This is a genomic window from Dermatophilaceae bacterium Soc4.6 (genome assembly GCA_039889245.1).
Lineage (GTDB): Bacteria > Actinomycetota > Actinomycetes > Actinomycetales > Dermatophilaceae > Lapillicoccus.
This window is the reverse complement of record JAZGVH010000002.1, coordinates 871,416-889,078: the sequence shown is the minus strand read 5'-3', so window position 1 is coordinate 889,078 and position 17,663 is coordinate 871,416. Positions and strand designations below refer to the sequence as shown.

General features: G+C 72.1%; 13 protein-coding genes. 5 read left to right on the top strand and 8 right to left on the bottom strand.

Annotated features, from left to right (window positions below):
* The first annotated feature begins 9 nt into the window (after positions 1-9).
* Positions 10-2,103 (top strand): protein meaA, encoded by a 2,094-nt coding sequence (locus V3N99_04145; protein MEO3935933.1) that lies wholly within the window; start codon positions 10-12, stop codon positions 2,101-2,103.
* On the opposite strand, the gene V3N99_04140 is transcribed toward V3N99_04145, so the two are convergent.
* The 3 genes from V3N99_04140 to nucS all read right to left on the bottom strand — a co-directional run bounded on the left by V3N99_04140 (position 2,104) and on the right by nucS (position 5,112).
* Positions 2,104-3,621 (bottom strand): gamma-glutamyltransferase, encoded by a 1,518-nt coding sequence (locus V3N99_04140; protein MEO3935932.1) that lies wholly within the window; start codon positions 3,619-3,621, stop codon positions 2,104-2,106.
* 4 nt (positions 3,622-3,625) lie between these two features.
* Positions 3,626-4,348 (bottom strand): alpha/beta fold hydrolase, encoded by a 723-nt coding sequence (locus tag V3N99_04135; protein MEO3935931.1) that lies wholly within the window; start codon positions 4,346-4,348, stop codon positions 3,626-3,628.
* A 68-nt stretch (positions 4,349-4,416) separates the two neighbouring features.
* On the bottom strand, positions 4,417-5,112 hold the full coding sequence (gene nucS / locus V3N99_04130) for an endonuclease NucS (protein ID MEO3935930.1): 696 nt from the start codon (positions 5,110-5,112) through the stop codon (positions 4,417-4,419).
* Between the two features lie 118 nt (positions 5,113-5,230).
* On the opposite strand from nucS, the gene V3N99_04125 reads away from it, so the two are divergent.
* Positions 5,231-7,006, top strand: a complete 1,776-nt coding sequence (locus V3N99_04125; protein ID MEO3935929.1) for a 3-hydroxybutyryl-CoA dehydrogenase — start codon at positions 5,231-5,233, stop codon at positions 7,004-7,006.
* Positions 7,007-7,071: 65 nt separating this feature from the next.
* On the opposite strand, the gene V3N99_04120 is transcribed toward V3N99_04125, so the two are convergent.
* A complete protein-coding gene (locus V3N99_04120; GenBank protein ID MEO3935928.1) occupies positions 7,072-10,410 on the bottom strand; it encodes a S8 family serine peptidase in 3,339 nt (1,112 codons plus the stop codon).
* A gap of 139 nt (positions 10,411-10,549) precedes the next feature.
* On the opposite strand from V3N99_04120, the gene V3N99_04115 reads away from it, so the two are divergent.
* Together V3N99_04115 and V3N99_04110 are read left to right on the top strand one after the other, a co-directional pair.
* Positions 10,550-10,846 (top strand): hypothetical protein, encoded by a 297-nt coding sequence (locus V3N99_04115; GenBank protein MEO3935927.1) that lies wholly within the window; start codon positions 10,550-10,552, stop codon positions 10,844-10,846.
* Between the two features lie 35 nt (positions 10,847-10,881).
* Complete coding sequence (locus tag V3N99_04110; GenBank protein ID MEO3935926.1) at positions 10,882-11,667, top strand: alpha/beta hydrolase; 786 nt, start codon at positions 10,882-10,884, stop codon at positions 11,665-11,667.
* 27 nt (positions 11,668-11,694) lie between these two features.
* On the opposite strand, the gene V3N99_04105 is transcribed toward V3N99_04110, so the two are convergent.
* The 4 genes from V3N99_04105 to V3N99_04090 form a co-directional block, all read right to left on the bottom strand.
* Complete coding sequence (locus tag V3N99_04105; GenBank protein ID MEO3935925.1) at positions 11,695-13,134, bottom strand: GuaB1 family IMP dehydrogenase-related protein; 1,440 nt, start codon at positions 13,132-13,134, stop codon at positions 11,695-11,697.
* A 23-nt stretch (positions 13,135-13,157) separates the two neighbouring features.
* The gene (locus tag V3N99_04100; GenBank protein ID MEO3935924.1) at positions 13,158-14,402 is read right to left on the bottom strand and encodes an AI-2E family transporter; all 1,245 of its coding nucleotides are present in this window, start codon (positions 14,400-14,402) and stop codon (positions 13,158-13,160) included.
* A 54-nt stretch (positions 14,403-14,456) separates the two neighbouring features.
* A complete protein-coding gene (gene ccrA / locus V3N99_04095; GenBank protein MEO3935923.1) occupies positions 14,457-15,803 on the bottom strand; it encodes a crotonyl-CoA carboxylase/reductase in 1,347 nt (448 codons plus the stop codon).
* 181 nt (positions 15,804-15,984) lie between these two features.
* Positions 15,985-16,797 carry a polysaccharide deacetylase family protein gene (locus V3N99_04090; GenBank protein ID MEO3935922.1) on the bottom strand — a complete coding sequence of 271 codons (813 nt, stop codon included), beginning with the start codon at positions 16,795-16,797 and terminating at the stop codon, positions 15,985-15,987.
* Positions 16,798-16,948: 151 nt separating this feature from the next.
* Between V3N99_04090 and V3N99_04085 the strand changes: the two genes are divergently transcribed.
* Positions 16,949-17,656, top strand: a complete 708-nt coding sequence (locus V3N99_04085) for a hypothetical protein (protein ID MEO3935921.1) — start codon at positions 16,949-16,951, stop codon at positions 17,654-17,656.
* The last annotated feature ends 7 nt before the right edge of the window (positions 17,657-17,663 follow it).

Below are 17,663 nucleotides of genomic sequence, written 5' to 3'. Positions count from 1 at the left end.
CGTCGGGCCATGCCCGAGACTGAAGCCGCCGAGACGTTCCGGCCCCCCCGTGACCGCCCGTGGGTGATGCGCACGTATGCGGGGCACTCCAGTGCCGCGGCCAGCAACGCCCTCTACCGGCGCAACCTCGCCAAGGGCCAGACCGGGCTGTCGGTCGCCTTCGACCTGCCGACCCAGACCGGCTACGACCCCGACCACGCGCTGGCCCGGGGTGAGGTGGGAAAGGTCGGGGTGCCGATCAGCCACATCGGCGACATGCGTCGGCTCTTCGCCGACATCCCGCTCAAGGACATGAACACCTCGATGACCATCAACGCGGTCGCGATGTGGATGCTGGCGCTCTACCAGGTCACGGCGGAGGAGCAGGCGCAGGCAGCGGGGGAGGACCCCGAGGCCTGGGTGCACGCCCTCGCGGGCACGACCCAGAACGACATCATCAAGGAATACCTCTCGCGGGGGACCTACGCCTTCCCGCCCGAGCCCTCGCTGCGGCTGATCACCGACATGATCGCCCACACGGTGCGCGAGATCCCGACGTGGAACCCCATCAACATCTGCAGCTACCACCTGCAGGAGGCCGGGGCCACCCCGGTGCAGGAGCTGGCCTACTCGCTCTCGACGGCGATCGCGGTGCTCGACGCCGTGCGTGACTCGGGTCAGGTGCCGGTGCAGGAGTTCGGCGAGGTCGTGGCGCGCATCTCCTTCTTCGTCAACGCGGGGGTCCGCTTCGTCGAGGAGATGTGCAAGATGCGGGCCTTCGTGCAGCTGTGGGACGAGCTGACGCTCGAGCGCTACGGCGTGCAGGACCAGAAACAGCGACGCTTCCGCTACGGCGTGCAGGTCAACTCCCTCGGTCTCACCGAGGCCCAGCCCGAGAACAACGTGCAGCGGATCGTGCTCGAGATGTTGGCGGTCACGCTCTCGAAGGACGCCCGGGCCCGGGCGGTGCAGCTCCCGGCGTGGAACGAGGCCCTCGGCCTGCCGCGCCCGTGGGACCAGCAGTGGTCGCTGCGGCTGCAGCAGGTGCTCGCCTTCGAGTCCGACCTGCTCGAGTACGACGACCTGTTCGCGGGGTCGCTGGTGGTCGAGCAGAAGGTCGCGGCCCTCGTCGACGGGGCAAGGGCCGAGATGGCGCGTGTGCAGGAGATGGGCGGCGCCGTCGCCGCGGTCGAGTCGGGCTACATGAAGTCGGCCCTCGTCTCGTCGCACTCGGCCCGTCGCCACCGCATCGAGACGGGTGAGGACGTCGTCGTCGGGCTCAACAGGTTCACCACCACCGAGGTCAACCCGCTGACCGCCGACCTGGACACGGCGATCCAGAGCGTCGACGCCGACGTCGAGTCGGCGGCCGTCACCGCCGTGCGGGCCTGGCGTGACGCGCGTGACGCCGACCCGGTGCGCCGCGAGCGGACCGAGCAGTCGGTGGTGCGGCTGCGCGCGGACGCCGCGTCGGGGACCAACCTCATGGAGGCGACCCTCGAGTGCGCCCGCGCCGGGCTCACGACGGGCGAGTGGGCCCAGGCCCTGCGCGACCAGTTCGGTGAGTACCGCGCGCCCACTGGAGTCTCGGGATCGGTGGGCATCAGCAGCGGGGACGGCCTGGCGGCCGTCCGCGAGGCCGTGCGGCACACCGCTGACGAGCTCGGTGAGCGACTGCGGGTGCTCGTGGGCAAGCCGGGGCTCGACGGGCACTCCAACGGCGCCGAGCAGGTGGCGGTGCGTGCGCGGGACGCGGGCTTCGAGGTGATCTACCAGGGCATCCGGCTCACGCCCGAGCAGATCGTGTCGGCCGCCGTGGCGGAGGACGTGCACCTCGTCGGGCTGTCGATCCTCTCTGGCTCGCACATGGCGCTCGTGCCCGACGTGCTCGCGGGGCTGAAGGCAGCGGGGCTCGACGACGTGCCGGTCATCGTCGGGGGCATCATCCCGGAGTCCGACGCGACGGCCCTCAAGGCAGCCGGCGTGGCAGCCGTCTTCACCCCGAAGGACTTCGGGCTCAACGAGATCATGGCCCAGTTCGTGCGGCTGATCCGCGAGGCACGTGGCCTGCCCAGCGAGCCCGTGCCGATGCTGGAGCCGGTCTCGACCTCGGGGCGCTGCTGATCAGGCGATGCCCGTCGCCGACTCCCGACGGACGTCGCCGGCCGCGGCCAGTGAGCCGTCGGCCAGCCGGTGGGCCGCACCCACTCCGCCGAAGTACATCGAGCGGGGCCCGTGGGTGTCGACGGGCAGACCCGACCGCTCCACGGCCGCCGCCAGCTCGGCATCGTCCTCGACCTGCAGGCGGGGCGTCAGCTCCTCCCCCTGGAACGACACGTGCAGGCGGGGTGACTCGATCGCCTCGAGCAGGGGCACACCGGCGAAGCAGTGCCGACCCAGCACCTGCATCAGCGCGGTCGTGATGCGGTCGGCGCCGGGGGAGCCGATGGCCAGCACCTCGCCGTCGGCTCCCCGACCCGTGGTCGGTGCCATGTTCGACGCCAGACGGGTGCCGGGGGCGAGCGCGTGCAGACCCAGACGGTTGAGCTCGGGCTCCCCCAGGCAGTTGTTGGTCATCAGCCCGGTGCCCGTCACGGTCAGCCCCGACCCGTATCCGGCGGACCCGGTGACGGCGCAGGCGTTGCCCGCGCCGTCGACGACCGAGACGTGGGCCGTCGAGCCGCTCGTCGGCAGGCTCGCCAGACCGTGCCGCTCGACCCGAGCGAGCAGGTCGTGGCCGTCGGACTCGAGGTCGGTCGAGTAGTCGTGCACCCGCAGCCGGTGCCCGAGGACGACCCGCTGGATGCGGATGACCTCGTCGAGCGACCATCCCGTGCGGGACAGCTCGCGCAGCATCACGGCCAGCACCGGACCGCCGATGCTGGGAGGGGCGTTGGTGGCGAGGGACCACGGCCCGACGTCGAGGCGGAGCGCGGCCCGCACCCGCGGCTCGTAGGCCTCGAGGTCGGCCCGGGTGAGCAGCCCGCCCCGGGCGTCGAGGTCCGCTCCGACGGTGGCCGCGAGGTCGCCGCGGTAGAGGTCGCGCCACCCGGCGGACGCGAGGTGGGCCAGGGTGCGGGCCAGGGCCCGGTCGTCGACCAGAGAGTCGGTCGGGGGCGGAAGGCCCTCTCGCAGCAGCAGGGCGGCGGTCTCGGGGTCCCAGGCGAAGACGCTGTCTCCCGTGAGGGCGAGATAGCTCGCCGCAGCCGCCCCGAGTCGGTAGCCCCGCCGCAGGACCTCGACCGCGGGGGAGAGCACCTCGCTCCAGGGCATCCGGCCGTGCCGCTCGTGGGCCAGGCCGAGCCCGGCGAAGGCGCCCGGGGTGGCGACCGAGCCGGGCCCGGCATACAGCGTCAGGCCGCCGCCGTAGGTGGTGGTGATCTCGTGGAGCCCGCCCCCGAAGCGGTCGCGCGGCTGCCCCCGACCGGGCATCTCGACATTGCCGTCGACCACCTCGGGATCGGTGCCGGCCGGCCACACGGTGACGAAGGCGCCACCGAGGGGGCTGACGATCCCCGGCTCGGTCGACATCGCCACCACCATGGCGGCCACCGCCGCGTCGACCGCGCTCCCGCCGGAGCCGATCACATCGAGCCCGGCCTGCACGGCGAGGGCGTTGGGGGCGGCGACGGCGACGGACACGGGTCTACGGCCGGCCCGCCGCGAGCGCGTCGTCGACCGCCGCCATGAACCCCTCGAAGCGGTCGTGGTGGACGCTGTGCCCGGCCCCGTCGACCGGGACGACCTCGTGCCCCAGGTCGCGCAGCCGCTCGACGACCGCAGGTGGCACGAGGGCGCTGGGAGAGGCCAGGACGAAGGTCGACGAGACCTCGCCACCCGCTCCAGCCTGCCGCACGGGTGCCTCGGGGAAGGCCGTCGGGTCACCGAGCACCTCCACGATCTCGGGGTCCCACCCTGCCAGGGCCACCAGCTTCGCGTCCCACGCGCCCTGTGGCCACAGCGGGTAGGCCGCTGCGACATCGGCCGCAGTCCACTGCTTCTGCGCCCGGTAGCCGAGCAGGGCGGGCGCGGCGGCCGTCAGGTCGAGCACGGGGTCCTCGTAGACCACGACGCGCGGCGCCAGCCGGTCGAGGGCCACGCTGAGCGTGTAGCCGCCGAGCGAGTGGCCGATCGCGAGGTCGGGTGCCGCGGGGGCCTGGTCGAGCACGGCCTGCGCCAGCACCTCGGCGCTCCATCCGGAGGCAGCCCCCGTGCCGCCGTGCCCCGGCAGCGTCACCGCCACGACCCGGAAGCCGCGCTCGGCCAGGGCCGGCCCGACGCGCAACCAGATACCCGGGTCACCCGTCAACCCGTGGACGAGCACGGCGACGCGCTCACCGTCACCCCACTGCGACACGGGGGCGGCCATCAGCGTCGGGTCTCCTGCGTCATGCGCCCATCCCACCACGCCCCTCGCGCGCGCAGCACGAGGGCGGGTCAGAACAGCCGTGACTCCGTGTCGTCGATCCCTCGCAGCGCGTCGTAGTCGAGCACGACGCACCGGATGCCGCGGTCCTGGGCCAGCACCCGAGCCTGCGGCTTGATCTCCTGCGCGGCGAAGACGCCGGTGACGGGCGCGAGGTGGGGGTCGCGGTTCATCAGCTCGAGGTAGCGGGTCAGCTGCTCGACGCCGTCGATGTCGCCGCGCCGCTTGATCTCCACGGCGACGTGGGCCCGGCTCCCGCTGCGGGCGAGGATGTCGACCGGTCCGATCGCGGTCATGTACTCGCGCCGCACCAGCGACCAGCCCTCTCCGAGGGTGTGGATGTGCTCCGCCAGCAGCCGCTGCAGGTGCGCCTCTACCCCGTCCTTGACGAGCCCGGGGTCGACCCCGAGGTCGTGCGCGCTGTCGTGGAGCACCTCGTGGATCCGCACCCGGAGCCGGTCCTCCGACTTCTGGTGGGCGACGACCCACACCGCGCTCACGCCATCGGCCGCCTCGCTCTCCTCGGGCGCCACCTCGGCCATCACGCACGGCGGTGACATCCAGTTGAGCGGCTTGTAGGAGCCACCGTCGCTGTGCACCAGCACCGACCCGTCGGCCTTCACGACCAGCAGCCGGGTGGCGAGGGGCAGGTGGGCCTGCAGCCGCCCCTCGTAGTCGACGGAGCAGCGGGCCACGACGAGTCTCACGACCGGCAATCTACCCGTGCGAGGTGGGTCACACCCACCCTGCGGCTCCGGGCGGTGTGACGACCGTCGCCCCCGGACCCGCCCCCGGGGGCGACCGGGCCCTGACACACTCGCCGACATGGCTCGTGAGTTCACCAAAGTCGGCGTCATCGGTCTCGGGACCATGGGAGCCGGCATCGTCGAAGTGTTCGCCCGCAACGGGATCGACGTCATCGCCGTCGAGGTCGATGACGTGGCCCTCGGTCGGGGACGGGGGGTGCTCGAGCACTCGACCGGCCGCGCCGTCGAGCGCGGCAAGCTCTCTGCGGACGACTCCGAGGCGCTGCACTCGAGGGTGACCTACACCTCCGACTTCGCGGACCTGGCCGGCTGCCAGCTCGTCGTCGAGGCGGTGCCCGAGAGCCTCGAGCTCAAGAAGGAGATCCTCGCGCGGGTCGACGCGATCGTCGGCGACGATGCGGTGATCGCCACCAACACCTCGTCCCTGCCCGTCACCGAGATCGCGGTCGCGACCTCCAACCCCAAGCGCGTCGTGGGCATGCACTTCTTCAACCCGGCCCCGGTGCAGCAGTTCGTCGAGGTCGTGCGCACGGTCATCACCGAGGACTCGGTCTTCGAGGACGTCAAGGCCCTCGCCGAGCGGCTGGGCAAGCAACCCGTCGTCGTCGGCGACAAGGCCGGGTTCATCGCCAATGCGCTGCTCTTCGGCTACCTCAACCACGCCGTGTCGATGTTCGAGACCCGCTACGCCTCCCGCGAGGACATCGACGCGGCGATGCGCTTCGGCTGCGGCCTGCCCATGGGCCCGCTCGCGCTGATGGACCTCATCGGGCTCGACACGGCCTACGAGATCCTCGACACGATGTACAAGCAGGGTCGCGACCGGCTGCACGCGCCGAGCCCGGTCATCAAGCAGATGGTCAGCGCCGGCCTCAAGGGCCGCAAGAGCGGCCGCGGCTTCTACACGTATGCAGAGCCCGGCTCCTCAACGGTCGTCGCGGACGCCGCCACGGCGTCCTCGTCCACCGACGGCGTCGCGCTGCGCGGCATCGCCACGGTCGGCGTGATCGGCTCGGGCACGATGGCGGCCGGCATCATCGAGGTTTTCGCCAAGGGTGGTTTCCCGGTCACCTTCGTGGCCCGCTCGCCCGAGAAGGTCGCCGGCGTGCTGACGGCCCTCGGCAAGAGCCTGGGCAAGGCCGTGACCCGCGGCAAGATGACGCAGGAGGCGGCCGACGAGGTCGTCTCGCGCGTCGTCGGCACGACGACCCATGACGACCTCGCCGACGTCGACCTCGTCGTCGAGGCGATCGTGGAGGAGCTGGGGGCCAAGCAGGACCTCTTCCGCACCCTCGACAAGGTCTGCAAGCCGGGCGCGATCCTCGCGACCACCACGTCGTCGCTGCCCGTCATCGAGTGCGCGGTGGTCACCTCGCGGCCGCAGGACGTGATCGGCATGCACTTCTTCAACCCGGCCGCGGTCATGAAGCTCGTCGAGGTCGTCTCGACGGTGTCGACCGCCGCGGAGGTCACCGCCACGGTGGTCGACCTCACCTCACGGCTCGGCAAGCACCCCGTGCGGTGCGGCGACCGCTCCGGCTTCATCGTCAACGCCCTGCTCTTCCCCTACCTCAACGACGCCGTGCGGATGCTCGAGGCGCACTACGCCGAGGCCGACGACATCGACACGGCGATGAAGACGGGGTGCGGATACCCGATGGGGCCCTTCGAGCTGCTCGACGTCGTGGGCCTCGACGTGTCGCTCGCCATCCAGCGCGAGCTGTACCTCGAGTTCCGTGAGCCCGGGTTCGCACCGGCGCCGCTGCTCGAGCACCTGGTGACCGCCGGCTACCTCGGTCGCAAGACCGGGCGAGGGTTCCGCACCTACGCCTGACCACGGCTCACGGAAGGGGCGGGACCCACCGGGTCCCGCCCCTTCCTCGCGTCAACCCCCGGGGGTCAGGGGGTGACCACCACCCTGGTCGACGTCCGCGTGGTGCCGAGCACGACGTCGGAGACGAGGTCGGTCGTCAGGAAGTGCCGACCAGCCGTGACGCCGTTCAGCGTCAGCGAGTAGGTCAGGGAGTCTCCCTTGGTGCCGGGGGTCGAGGTCACGACGTAGCTGCCGGACGGGACGCCCTCGACCTGCGCGCCGAAGGTGCCGGAGGGGTTCTCGGCGCCCACCGTCAGGGGGTCGGTGGCGGCGGCACCGTCGGTGCCGTCGGCATACTCGAAGAACGACGCCTCGGTCGAGCCCTGGGTGACCCATAGCTGGAACGAGCGGTCACCGGCCGGGGTCGACGCGCCGTAGAGCGCGACGTCCCACTGCACCACGAGCCAGCTCTGGCCCGTGGTGCTGTCCGAGAGGGTGGCCACCCGGACCCCGGCCTTGCCCGTGCCGTTGAGGTCGGTCCAGTAGGGCGCGAGCAGGCCGTTCGGTCGGGTGGGGTCGGGCAACGTCTGGGCCGCGTAGTCGATGTCGGCCTGGCTGTCGGACCCTCCCGCCAGCGCGTAGCCGTTGGAGGTCACCCCGATCCGGGTGTAGGCCCTGCCTCCGAAGAGGTAGGACGGCACCGAGAAGTTGGTGTTGGTCTCGTCGCCCACGGCCACCGGGGGGATCCCGAAGCCGGCCAGGTCGAGGAAGCCACCACCGGGGGTGTCGGTCGAGCCGGCGATGGCCGGCTTCGCGTCGGACACGCCGGCCAGGGTGACCTTGCCGGTCCTGGCCTTCGAGCCGTTGACCACCCGCACGCCCTCACCGGAGAGCACCTTGAGGCCGCCGTCGGTGGTGGTCGTCGCAGTGACGTCGGCCGGGCCGGACGAGACGTTCTCGGCCGAGACGGTGCACGTGGTGTTGGTGCCCCGCTCGAGGTAGGCCGGTGAGCAGGACTGGCTCAGGGTGATGCCGCTCTGCTTCTTCTCGAAGGCCACCGGCACGTGCACGTCGACGTTGCCGGGGGAGGACCAGCGCAGACCACCGAAGTACTGCCCGGCCGGGGCCGAGGAGCTCACGGTGATGGCGAACGTCTGTGACTTGCCGATGCCGATCTTGCCGGACGACGGCCTGACCGAGATGGACGACCCACCCGGGACGTTGGTCTTGACGGTGTAGGCGTACGCCTTGCCCGACAGGTTGGTCGCCGTGCGGTGCACGGTGACGGTGCCCGGCATCGTCGGCAGGTTGATCGACGGCAGGTTGAGCTCGGGGGCGGTGAGCGGGCTCGGCCCCGTGGCCGCCATGTTGTCGGCGCTCTCGTCGAAGACGATGGGCGCGTCACCGGCCTTGGCGAGGGCCACCCGGCCGGCACCGTAGTCGAACGGGTCGGCGGGGGTGACGAGGTCTTCCTTGACGACGTCGACGGCGGCGGTGGTCATCATCGCCGACTTGATCGCCCCGGGGCTCCACGCGTTGTGCAGACCCTTGAGCAGGATGGCCGAGCCCGCGATGTGCGGCGCCGACATCGAGGTGCCGGCGATGGCCTGGTAGAACTGCCCGGCCGGGCCGCTGGGGACCTCGTCGGGGGTGGGGGTGTTGCCGGCCAGGATCTGCACGCCGGGGGCGGTGATGTCGGGCTTGAGGAACTGCCCGCCCGGGCCACGTGAGGAGAAGGCGGCCATGACGTCGCCCTGGCCGGCGCGCTTCTCACCGGCACCCCAGGAGGCCGTGGCGACCGGGTGGGCGGCCAGGAAGGCGAGGAAGGCGGTGCCGTCAGCGAGGTGAACCGTGGGCAGGAAGTGGTTGTCGGTCTCGGTGTCGGCGAGCGGCAGGTTGTAGAGGATCATGCCGACCGCGCCACCGGCCTTGACGTTGAAGCCCTTCTGCACCCGGCCGATGACACCGCGCTGGCAGGCCACGACCTTGCCGTCGGCGGCACCCGCGGGCAGCTCGGTGCTGCAGAGCTTGCCGTAGCCGGGGATGTCCTCGGCCCTGATGATCGGGGTCGCCGCGGTGACACCCGCGGTGAGGGTCGACCCCTCGAAGGTCGCCGTGGAGCCGCCGCCCCTGACCGTGAGGGTCGAGGCGTACTCGCGGGTCTGCGTCGAGGCGGCCACCGTGGTCACCCACGGGCTGCGGTGGTCGGTGCTGCCGGCGGCGGGGCCGCTGTTACCCGCCGAGGCGGCGACGAAGACGCCGGCCGCGTAGGCGTCGCGGAAGGCGAGCTCGACAGCGTCGGCGAACGGGTTGGACCCGCCCGAGATGGAGTAGTTGATGACCGAGGCACCGTCGAGGACGGCCTGCTGCACGGCGGCGACCGAGTCGGACGAGAAGCAGCCCTGGACGCCGCAGACCTTGTACTCCAGCACCCAGGCGCCGGGCGCGACACCGCTGATCGGGCCGCGGTCGACGCCGAGGTCGAGGGCGCTGCTGACGTAGCCACCGGCGGCGGTCGTCGTGGTGTGGGTGCCGTGCCCGCCGCTGTCACGGGCGGTGTCGGGGTAGACCTCACCCCCCACGACGGCGTTGTAGGTCGCCATCTTCGACGACCCGCCGATCACCTTGTGGTTGCAGGTGAAGACGTCCGCGGCGGGGGTCAGCGGGTTGTCGCCGAAGTCGCACTCTCGCGCCTTCCCGCTCGGGGCCCCCGGCGGGGTGCCCAGGGCGGGGTTGTCGGCGAGCATCGGGTGCTCCGGCCAGATGCCGGTGTCGAGGTCGGCGAAGATGACGCCCTTGCCCGCGAGGTCACGGCCGCCGATCCTCTTCCAGACCGCCGGCGCGCCGATGAACTGCGGGCTCTCGACGACGGCGTTGGTCTTGTTGAGGGTGTCGGCCTGCACCGCGACGACGCCGGGCAGGCGCAGCAGCGCGGCGGCCTGGTTGGCCGGCAGGCGGACCGACAGCCCGCCGTAGACCGTCGTGAGCGTGGTGCCCGCGCGGGCACCGGGCACGCTGCGGGCCAGCGCCCGACGGAAGGTGGCGTCGACGCTCGCGGCGTGGGCGAGGTAGGCCTTCTCGGCGGAGGAGCGTCCACCGGCGAGAGCCTTGCCCGTCACGCTGGGGCTGGTGGCCGCGAGCCCGGCCAGACCGCCGCGGTAGCCCGCGAGGCCGTCGACGTCGAGCTTGACCATGACGCTGACCAGGGCCGCGTCGGTGCGCTTGAGCACGGCGGGGTCGCTCTGGGCGACCTTGCCGGACGCCGACTTGGGGGCACTGATGGTCGAGGTCGGCGCGATAGCGGTGGCGCGCAGCCCCGAGGGGCCGGACCGGGATGCTGCCGTGGCGGCCACGGGCATGAGCCCGGCTCCGGCCACGGAGAGAACGGCGGCACCGATGACGGCACCACGAGACAAGACGTGCACGATGGAGGCTCCTCACGAGACCCGGGCCCGGTGCCCGTGGGCTGGCGCGAGACTATGCAGGGCGGGGACCGGATGTCCATGGTTTGGACAGATACTTACCAAGGTTTTCCCAGATTGGTGGGATAAATAAGGAGAAATCGTGCCTAGGGCTAACCGACGCCGCAAAGACGACAGCCCGCTGGACGCCGCGAGGCTCGGCGGGGTCACGTCCACGCAGCGGTATGCCGGGGGCTACTGGACCGTGCGCCAGGTCACCGGCGCGAGCGCGACGCGCCCCTACCTCTGCCCCGGCTGCCAGCAGGACGTGCCCGTCGGGGTGCCGCACGTGGTGGCCTGGCCGGCCGACGGGGTCGGCGGGGTGGGGGACCGGCGCCACTGGCACTCGGGGTGCTGGCAGCGCCGCGACGCCCGGCCCAGCGGCAACGCCTACCGGTAGCCATGCCCCGCGGCGGCGATCGGTAGCCTGCCGGGGTGAGTCCCCCCCGCAGCAGCACCCGCGCCGACGAGATCCGGGCCAGCTCGATCCTGCCAGCCCGACGCGAGCCGGTGCAGCTGCACACGGCCGACGGCCTGACGCTGGTGGGCGAGCTGGCCCTGCCGCTGCACCGCGACCCGGTCGCGACCCTGCTGACCCTCCACCCGCTGCCCACCCACGGGGGCTTCATGGACAGCCACGTCTTCAAGAAGGCGGCCTACCGGCTGCCGGCCCTCGCCGACCTCGCCGTGCTGCGCTTCAACCTGCGCGGGGTCACGTCGCCGCGGGGCACCTCGCAGGGCACCTTCGGTGAGGGGGTCAGCGAGCAGTACGACGTCGCCGCGGCCATCGAGCTGGCCGAGTTCCACGAGGGCCCGGAGCTGCCGCACCGCTGGCTCGTCGGCTGGTCCTTCGGCACGGACCTGACCCTGATGTACGGCCTCGACCCGTCGGTCGAGGGAGCGATCCTGCTCAGCCCGCCGCTGCGCTACAGCGGCCCGGAGCACCTCGCCGCGTGGGCCGACAGCGGCAAGCCGCTGGTCGCACTGGTGCCAGAGCACGACGACTACCTTCAGCCCCCGCAGGCGCGCGAGCGGTTCGCCGCCGTGCCGCAGGCGGAGGTCGTCGGGGTCGACGGCGCAAAGCACCTGTGGGTGGGGGGGCCCTCCGTGCGTCGGGTGCTCGACGAGATCGTGGCCCGGGTCAACCCCGCCGCCTCGCCCCTGGCGACGACGTGGCCGGCCGCCGACCAGGAGCACGAGCCGAGCCCGACAGCGCGCTGAGCACCGACCCTGCGCTCCTGCCGGGCCTCACCAGCTCGTGTGACGAGCTGTCCCCTCGGCAAAGCCGGCGGTGCTCTGCAGCCCCACCACGGCCCGCTCGTGGAACTGCGCGATCGTGGCGGCGCCCGCGTAGGTGAAGGCCGAGCGCACGCCCGCGATGATCAAGTCGAGCAGGTCCTCGACGCCCGGCCGCTGCGGATCGACATACATCCGGGCGCTGGAGATGCCCTCCTCGAAGAGGGCCTTGCGGGCCCGGTCGTAGGACGAGTCGGCGGCGGTGCGGTGGCGCACGGCCCGCGACGACGCCATCCCGAACGACTCCTTGTAGGCGCGCCCGTCCTGGCCGACGACGAGGTCACCGGGTGACTCGTGGGTGCCGGCGAACCAGGACCCGACCATGACGTTGGAGGCCCCCGCGGCCAGCGCCAGGGCGACGTCGCGCGGGTGCTTGACCCCGCCGTCGGCCCACACGTGGCGACCGAGCTCGGCCGCTGCCCTCGAGCACTCGAGCACGGCCGAGAACTGCGGGCGACCGACCCCGGTCATCATGCGGGTGGTGCACATGGCACCGGGCCCGACGCCGACCTTGACGATGTCGGCACCCGCCGCCACGAGGTCGCGCACGCCACCGGCCGAGACGACGTTGCCCGCGCAGAGGGGGACACCGAGGTCGAGGGCGCGCACGGCGGCGAGCGCCTCGAGCATCTTCTCCTGGTGCCCGTGGGCGGTGTCGACGACGACGACGTCGACACCGGCGGCGACCAGGGCCTTGGCGCGGCCGGCGACGTCGCCGTTGATGCCGACGGCCGCGGCCACGCGCAGATGACCTCCGGCATCGGTGTTGGGGCGGTAGAGCGTGGCCCTCAGCGCGCCCGTGCGGGTGAGCAGCCCGACGAGTCGGCCGTCGGGGTCGACGGCCGGGGCGAGGCGGTGGCGGGCCGCGCCGAGGGTGGCGAACGCGGCCTCGGGCGTGACGTCGGCGGCGACCGTGACGACGTCCCGCGACATGACCTCGCGCACCTGGGTGAAGCGGTCGACGCCCTGCAGGTCGGCCAGGGTGACCACGCCGACCGGTCGGCCGTCGTCACCGACGACGACGGCTGCACCGTGCGAACGCTTGGGCAGCAACGACATCGCGGCGCCGACGGTCTCGGTGGGGGAGAGGGTGATCGGGGTGTCGTGCAGCAGGTGCTTCGACTTCACGTCGGAGACGACGTCGTGCACGACATCGGTCGGGATGTCCTGGGGGATGACGACCAGCCCACCACGGCGGGCGACGGTCTCGGCCATCCGACGCCCCGCGATCGCCGTCATGTTGGCGACCACGATCGGGATGGTGTTGCCGGTGCCGTCGTCGCACGAGAGGTCGACGTCCATCCGCGACGTGACGCCGGAGCGGCTCGGCACCATGAAGACGTCGTCGTAGGTCAGGTCGAGCCCGGGCTGCAGGTCGTTGAGGAAGCGCACGCCTGCAGGCTAGCCCGACGAGGTCAGTGGCGGCGCTGACGCGGGACGAGGACCTCGTCGTAGAGCAGCAGCAGCCCGGCCGCCGTCGGGATGGCGATGAGCGCACCCACCATCCCGAGCAGGGCGCCACCGGCGAGGGCCGACACGACGGTCACGGCGCCGGGCACCGACACGGTGCGCTGCATGATCCGCGGAGCCAGCAAATAGTTCTCCAGCTGCTGGTAGACCACGAAGTAGGCGAGCGCGATGACCGCCTTGGTCGGGTCGTCGAAGAGCGCCACGAAGGCGACGAGGCTCGCGCCCAGGCTGGCGCCGATCATCGGCACCAGCCCGAGCACGCCGACCCCGACGGCCAGCACCGCGGCATACGGGATGTGGACGAGCGACATCATGATGAAGGAGCAGAAGGCGTTGAAGGCGGCCACGGCGACCTGGCTGATGGCGTAGGAGCCGACGCGCCGCATGATCTCCTCGGACAGCGAGATCACCCGCGGCCGCCGGCTGGCCGGTACGACGGCATACGCCGCCTGCTTCAACGCCGGCAGGCTGGCCAGGAAGTAGAGGGTGAGCACGAGCACGGTCAGCGACGAGAAGATCCCCGAGGCGACGACCTGCCCCGCCCCCAGCAGACCGCCGGCGACCTGGGTGAGGAAGCTGCTGTCGGTCATGCGGGCGTTGAACTCGGTCTGCAGCCGGCTGAGGACCTGGTAGTTGCGGTCGAGGTCGCGCACCCACTGCGTGTTGAGCACGTCGTTGACCAACGTGGGCGCGCGGGCCACCAGCTCGGTGGCCTGCTGGCTGACCGGAGGGACCACCAGGAGCCCGATCAGCCCGAAGACGAGCACGACGAGGGCGAAGACCGCACTCACGCCGAGCCCGCGCCGCACACCGCGCCGCACGAGCACCTCGACGAGCGGGTTGAGCGAGAGCGTGAGGAAGAAGGCGACCGCGATGAGGGTGAAGACCGTGCCGAGCGAGGCGACGACCCGGAGCAGCTCGTAGGCCACGAGCACCCCGATGGCGCCGACGAAGCCGACGTAGAACGGGGACTGGTGGTTGAGCGGGTGACCAGCCTCCCCGAATCTGCGGCGCTCACCCCGCCGGGGCGAGGGCGAGGTCTGCTCGTCGGAGGTGGGTTCCGAGTCAGCGGTGTCGGGCTCGACGGTCGGTGATGAGGTCTCTGCGGGGCCGACGTCGGCCGACGGGGCCACCGATGGGGGGTCCTCGTCGTCCGTCGCGCCCGCGGGGCGAGGGGGCTGCTCGGACACCGTCCCAACCTAGCCGACGCTCACCTGATCGCTCGGGAGGTGTCGCGGCGGGCCTCAGACGTTGCGGAAGCGGTTGATCTGCGGCAGCAGGGACTCGCGCTTGGCCGGGTCCGTGACGCCCAGCCCCTCCTCGGGGGCGAGGGTGAGCACGCCGACCTTGCCCTGGTGGAGGTTGTGCTGCACGTCGTAGGCGGCCTGGCCGACGTCCTCCATCCGGTAGCTGCGGCTGAGGGTCGGGTGGATGAGCCCGCGCTTGATCAGGTCGTTGGCCTCCCACGCCTCGCGGTAGTTGGCGAAGTGCGACCCGATGATGCGCTTGAGGCTCATCCAGAGGTAGCGGTTGTCGTACTCGTGCATGTAGCCCGAGGTCGAGGCGCACGTCGAGATGGTGCCGCCCTTGCGGGTGACGTAGACGCTCGCCCCGAAGGTCTCGCGACCGGGGTGCTCGAAGACGATGTCGATGTCCTTGCCGCCGGTGAGCTCGCGGATCCTCGACCCGAAGCGCTTCCACTCCTTCGGGTCCTGGGTGGTCTCGTCCTTCCAGAACGCATAGCCCTCACCGGTCTTCGCACTGCGGTCGATGACCAGCTCGGCGCCCATCCGGCGGCAGATCTCGGCCTTCTCGGGCGACGAGACGACGCAGACGGGGGTGGCTCCGCCGGCCAGCGCCATCTGGGTCGCGTAGGAGCCCAGTCCGCCGCTGGCGCCCCAGATGAGCACGGTGTCGCCGAGCTTCATCCCCGCGCCGTTGCGCGAGACCAGCTGCCGGTACGCCGTGCTGTTGACGAGGCCCGGAGAGGCCGCCTCCTCCCAGGTCAGGTGCGCGGGCTTCGGCATCAGCTGGTTGGTCTTGACGACGGCCAGCTCGGCGAGCCCGCCGAAGTTGGTCTCGAAGCCCCAGATGCGCTGCTCGGGGTCCATCATCGTGTCGTTGTGGCCGTCAGCGCTCTCCAGCTCGACCGAGAGGCAGTGGGCGACGACCTCCTGGCCCGGCTTCCACAGGTGGACGCCCGGCCCCGTGCGCAGCACGACGCCGGCGAGGTCGGAGCCGACGACGTGGTAGGGGAGGTCGTGCCGCTTGGCGTCGGGCGACATGCGGCCGTAGCGCTCGAGGAACCCGAAGGTCGAGACCGGCTCGAAGATCGAGGTCCACACGGTGTTGTAGTTGATGGCGCTGGCCATCACCGCGACGAGCGCCTCCCCGGGTGCGAGCTCCGGCACGGGCACCTCGTCGAGGTGCAGGGACGTGCGCGGGTCCTTGTCGCGCGTGGTCATGCCCTCGAACATCCGGGCCTCGTCCTTGTGGACGGTGACGCCCCGGTAGGTCTCGGGAACCGTCAGCGCACTGAAGGCCTCCGGGGTGCGGTCGCCGGACATGATGGCGTCGCGGATGTGGTCCATGGTCGGTTGTCTCCTCCACGTCGGGGCGGCAGTCGATCGTCGGCCGGGGCTCCGGCTGCTTGTCGACGAACCTACTGACGAGTCAACAACGGCCCGAGCACCTGAGACTCCCGTCACCGGTGACGTGGCTCACGGGGGGATCCCGACGGCCCCCGGGACGCTCCGGGACGCGCCGGGACGCTCAGGAACCGGTCGTCGCAGCTGGTGGGGCCAGCAGCTGCGAGACCGTCACCAGCGCGTAGCCGTCGTCGAGCAGGCCGCCGAGGATCTCGTCGAGGTGGTCGATGGTGATCACCCGGTCGGCGGACCCGCTGTCGTGGGCCAGCAGGATGTCGCCCGGGGCGACGCCGGCCCGGATGTCACCGACCACCCCCTCGGGGTGGGCGGTGAAGCGGTCCTCGTGCGCCTGCGTGCTCCACAGGACGGTGGTCAGACCGGCCTCGGCGGCGGCCAGCACGGTACTGCCGGCGAGATGGCCGTAGGGGGGGCGCACCAGGGTGGGGCGACGGCCGGTCAGGTGCTCGATCGCCGCGCCGGTGCGGGCCAGCTGGTCGGCGACCTCGGAGAGGGTGAGGCGGCCGAGGTCGGGGTGGTCCCAGCTGTGGTTGCCCAGCTCGTGCCCGGCCGAGACCGAGCCGGCGTGGACCTGCGGGTGAGCGGTCAGGTGGTCACCGCGCACGAAGAAGGTGGCGACCGCGTCGTGCCGGGCGAGCGCCGCCAGCACCCGGGGGGTCCACGCCGGATCGGGTCCGTCGTCGAAGGTCAGGGCGAGCCGTCGACCGGCTCCGCCGCGGGGTCCGGACCACACCACGGCCCCGTGGGTCGTGCTCGGGCGTGACTGGTCGGGGCGCACCGCAGAGACGGCAGAGCCGTAGAAGGGGAGGGGGACCCGGTCCCGGGCAGCCTCCACCGCCCGGTCGGAGCCGAGGCCGGCGATGGTGCCGGCAGCGGTCCCGCCCAGGGCCACGAGGAGATCACGGCGCGCCAGCGACACAGCCCGATCATAGGAGTGGGTGGCGACCGAGGACAGGACCGTCCGGACAACTGTCCGTTTGCTGGTGTTTCGACGGCATTCCCGCTTGGGGTGCCCCAGTGTTTACCTGCGCATCACACGAGGACGCAGACGGCGTTCCTACGGTGTGGTCATGCTGCTCCTGCTGATGGTCACCGCTATCCCGGTGGGTGTGCTCGCGGCCGGGCTCGGTGCCGGCGCGGGCCGATTCGCCCCCTCGTTCGCCGGGGCGCTGCTCCTAGCGGTCGTGGTGGGCGACCTGGTGCCCGACGCCCTGCACGACGGTGGGTCCTCCGACCTCGCGGGTGGGGTTGTGCTGGTCGTCGCCGCGATGGCCGCGGGGACGGCCGTCGGGGCGGTCGTGCTCGGCCGTCGAGGGGCTGCCGGGCGGGCGGTCGGCTGCTGCTCCGGCGCCACCGGCCGGGTTGCCGCCACCGCACTCGCCACCCACGGCGCTACCGAGGGCCTCGTCGTGGGGATCGGTCTCGGTCTGGGGGAGGCCGCGGCCCTGACGGTCGCCGGCGTGGTCGGGCTGCACCGGATCGCCGAGGGGTTCGCCCTGGCCACCGCGCTGCGGCGGTCCGGCACCCCTCGCGGCACCGCCACGGGGCTCGTGGCGCTCGCAGCGCTCTCGCCGCTCATGGGTAGCGCCCTGGCGGGTGTGGTGATCCTCGACGAGGGCGTCGCAGCGCTCGTGACGGCTGCGCTGGCCGGTCTGCTCGCGACGGTCGCGGTGTCGCTCCTGGCCGGTGCCTGGCATCGCGGACCCGCACCCACCCGGAGCGTCGCCGCATCCCCTGTGTCCCTGGTGGCCGTCGTCGATCCCCGGACGCGGCTGTGAGGCATCC

Excerpts from the sequence above, each read along its gene's own strand:
- V3N99_04145 (MEO3935933.1), top strand. The coding sequence starts at position 10 with ATGCCCGAGACTGAAGCCGCCGAGACGTTCCGGCCCCCCCGTGACCGC.
- V3N99_04135 (MEO3935931.1), bottom strand. The coding sequence starts at position 4,348 with ATGGCCGCCCCCGTGTCGCAGTGGGGTGACGGTGAGCGCGTCGCCGTG.
- V3N99_04125 (MEO3935929.1), top strand. The coding sequence starts at position 5,231 with ATGGCTCGTGAGTTCACCAAAGTCGGCGTCATCGGTCTCGGGACCATG.
- ccrA (MEO3935923.1), bottom strand. The coding sequence starts at position 15,803 with ATGGACCACATCCGCGACGCCATCATGTCCGGCGACCGCACCCCGGAG.
- V3N99_04085 (MEO3935921.1), top strand. The coding sequence starts at position 16,949 with ATGCTGCTCCTGCTGATGGTCACCGCTATCCCGGTGGGTGTGCTCGCG.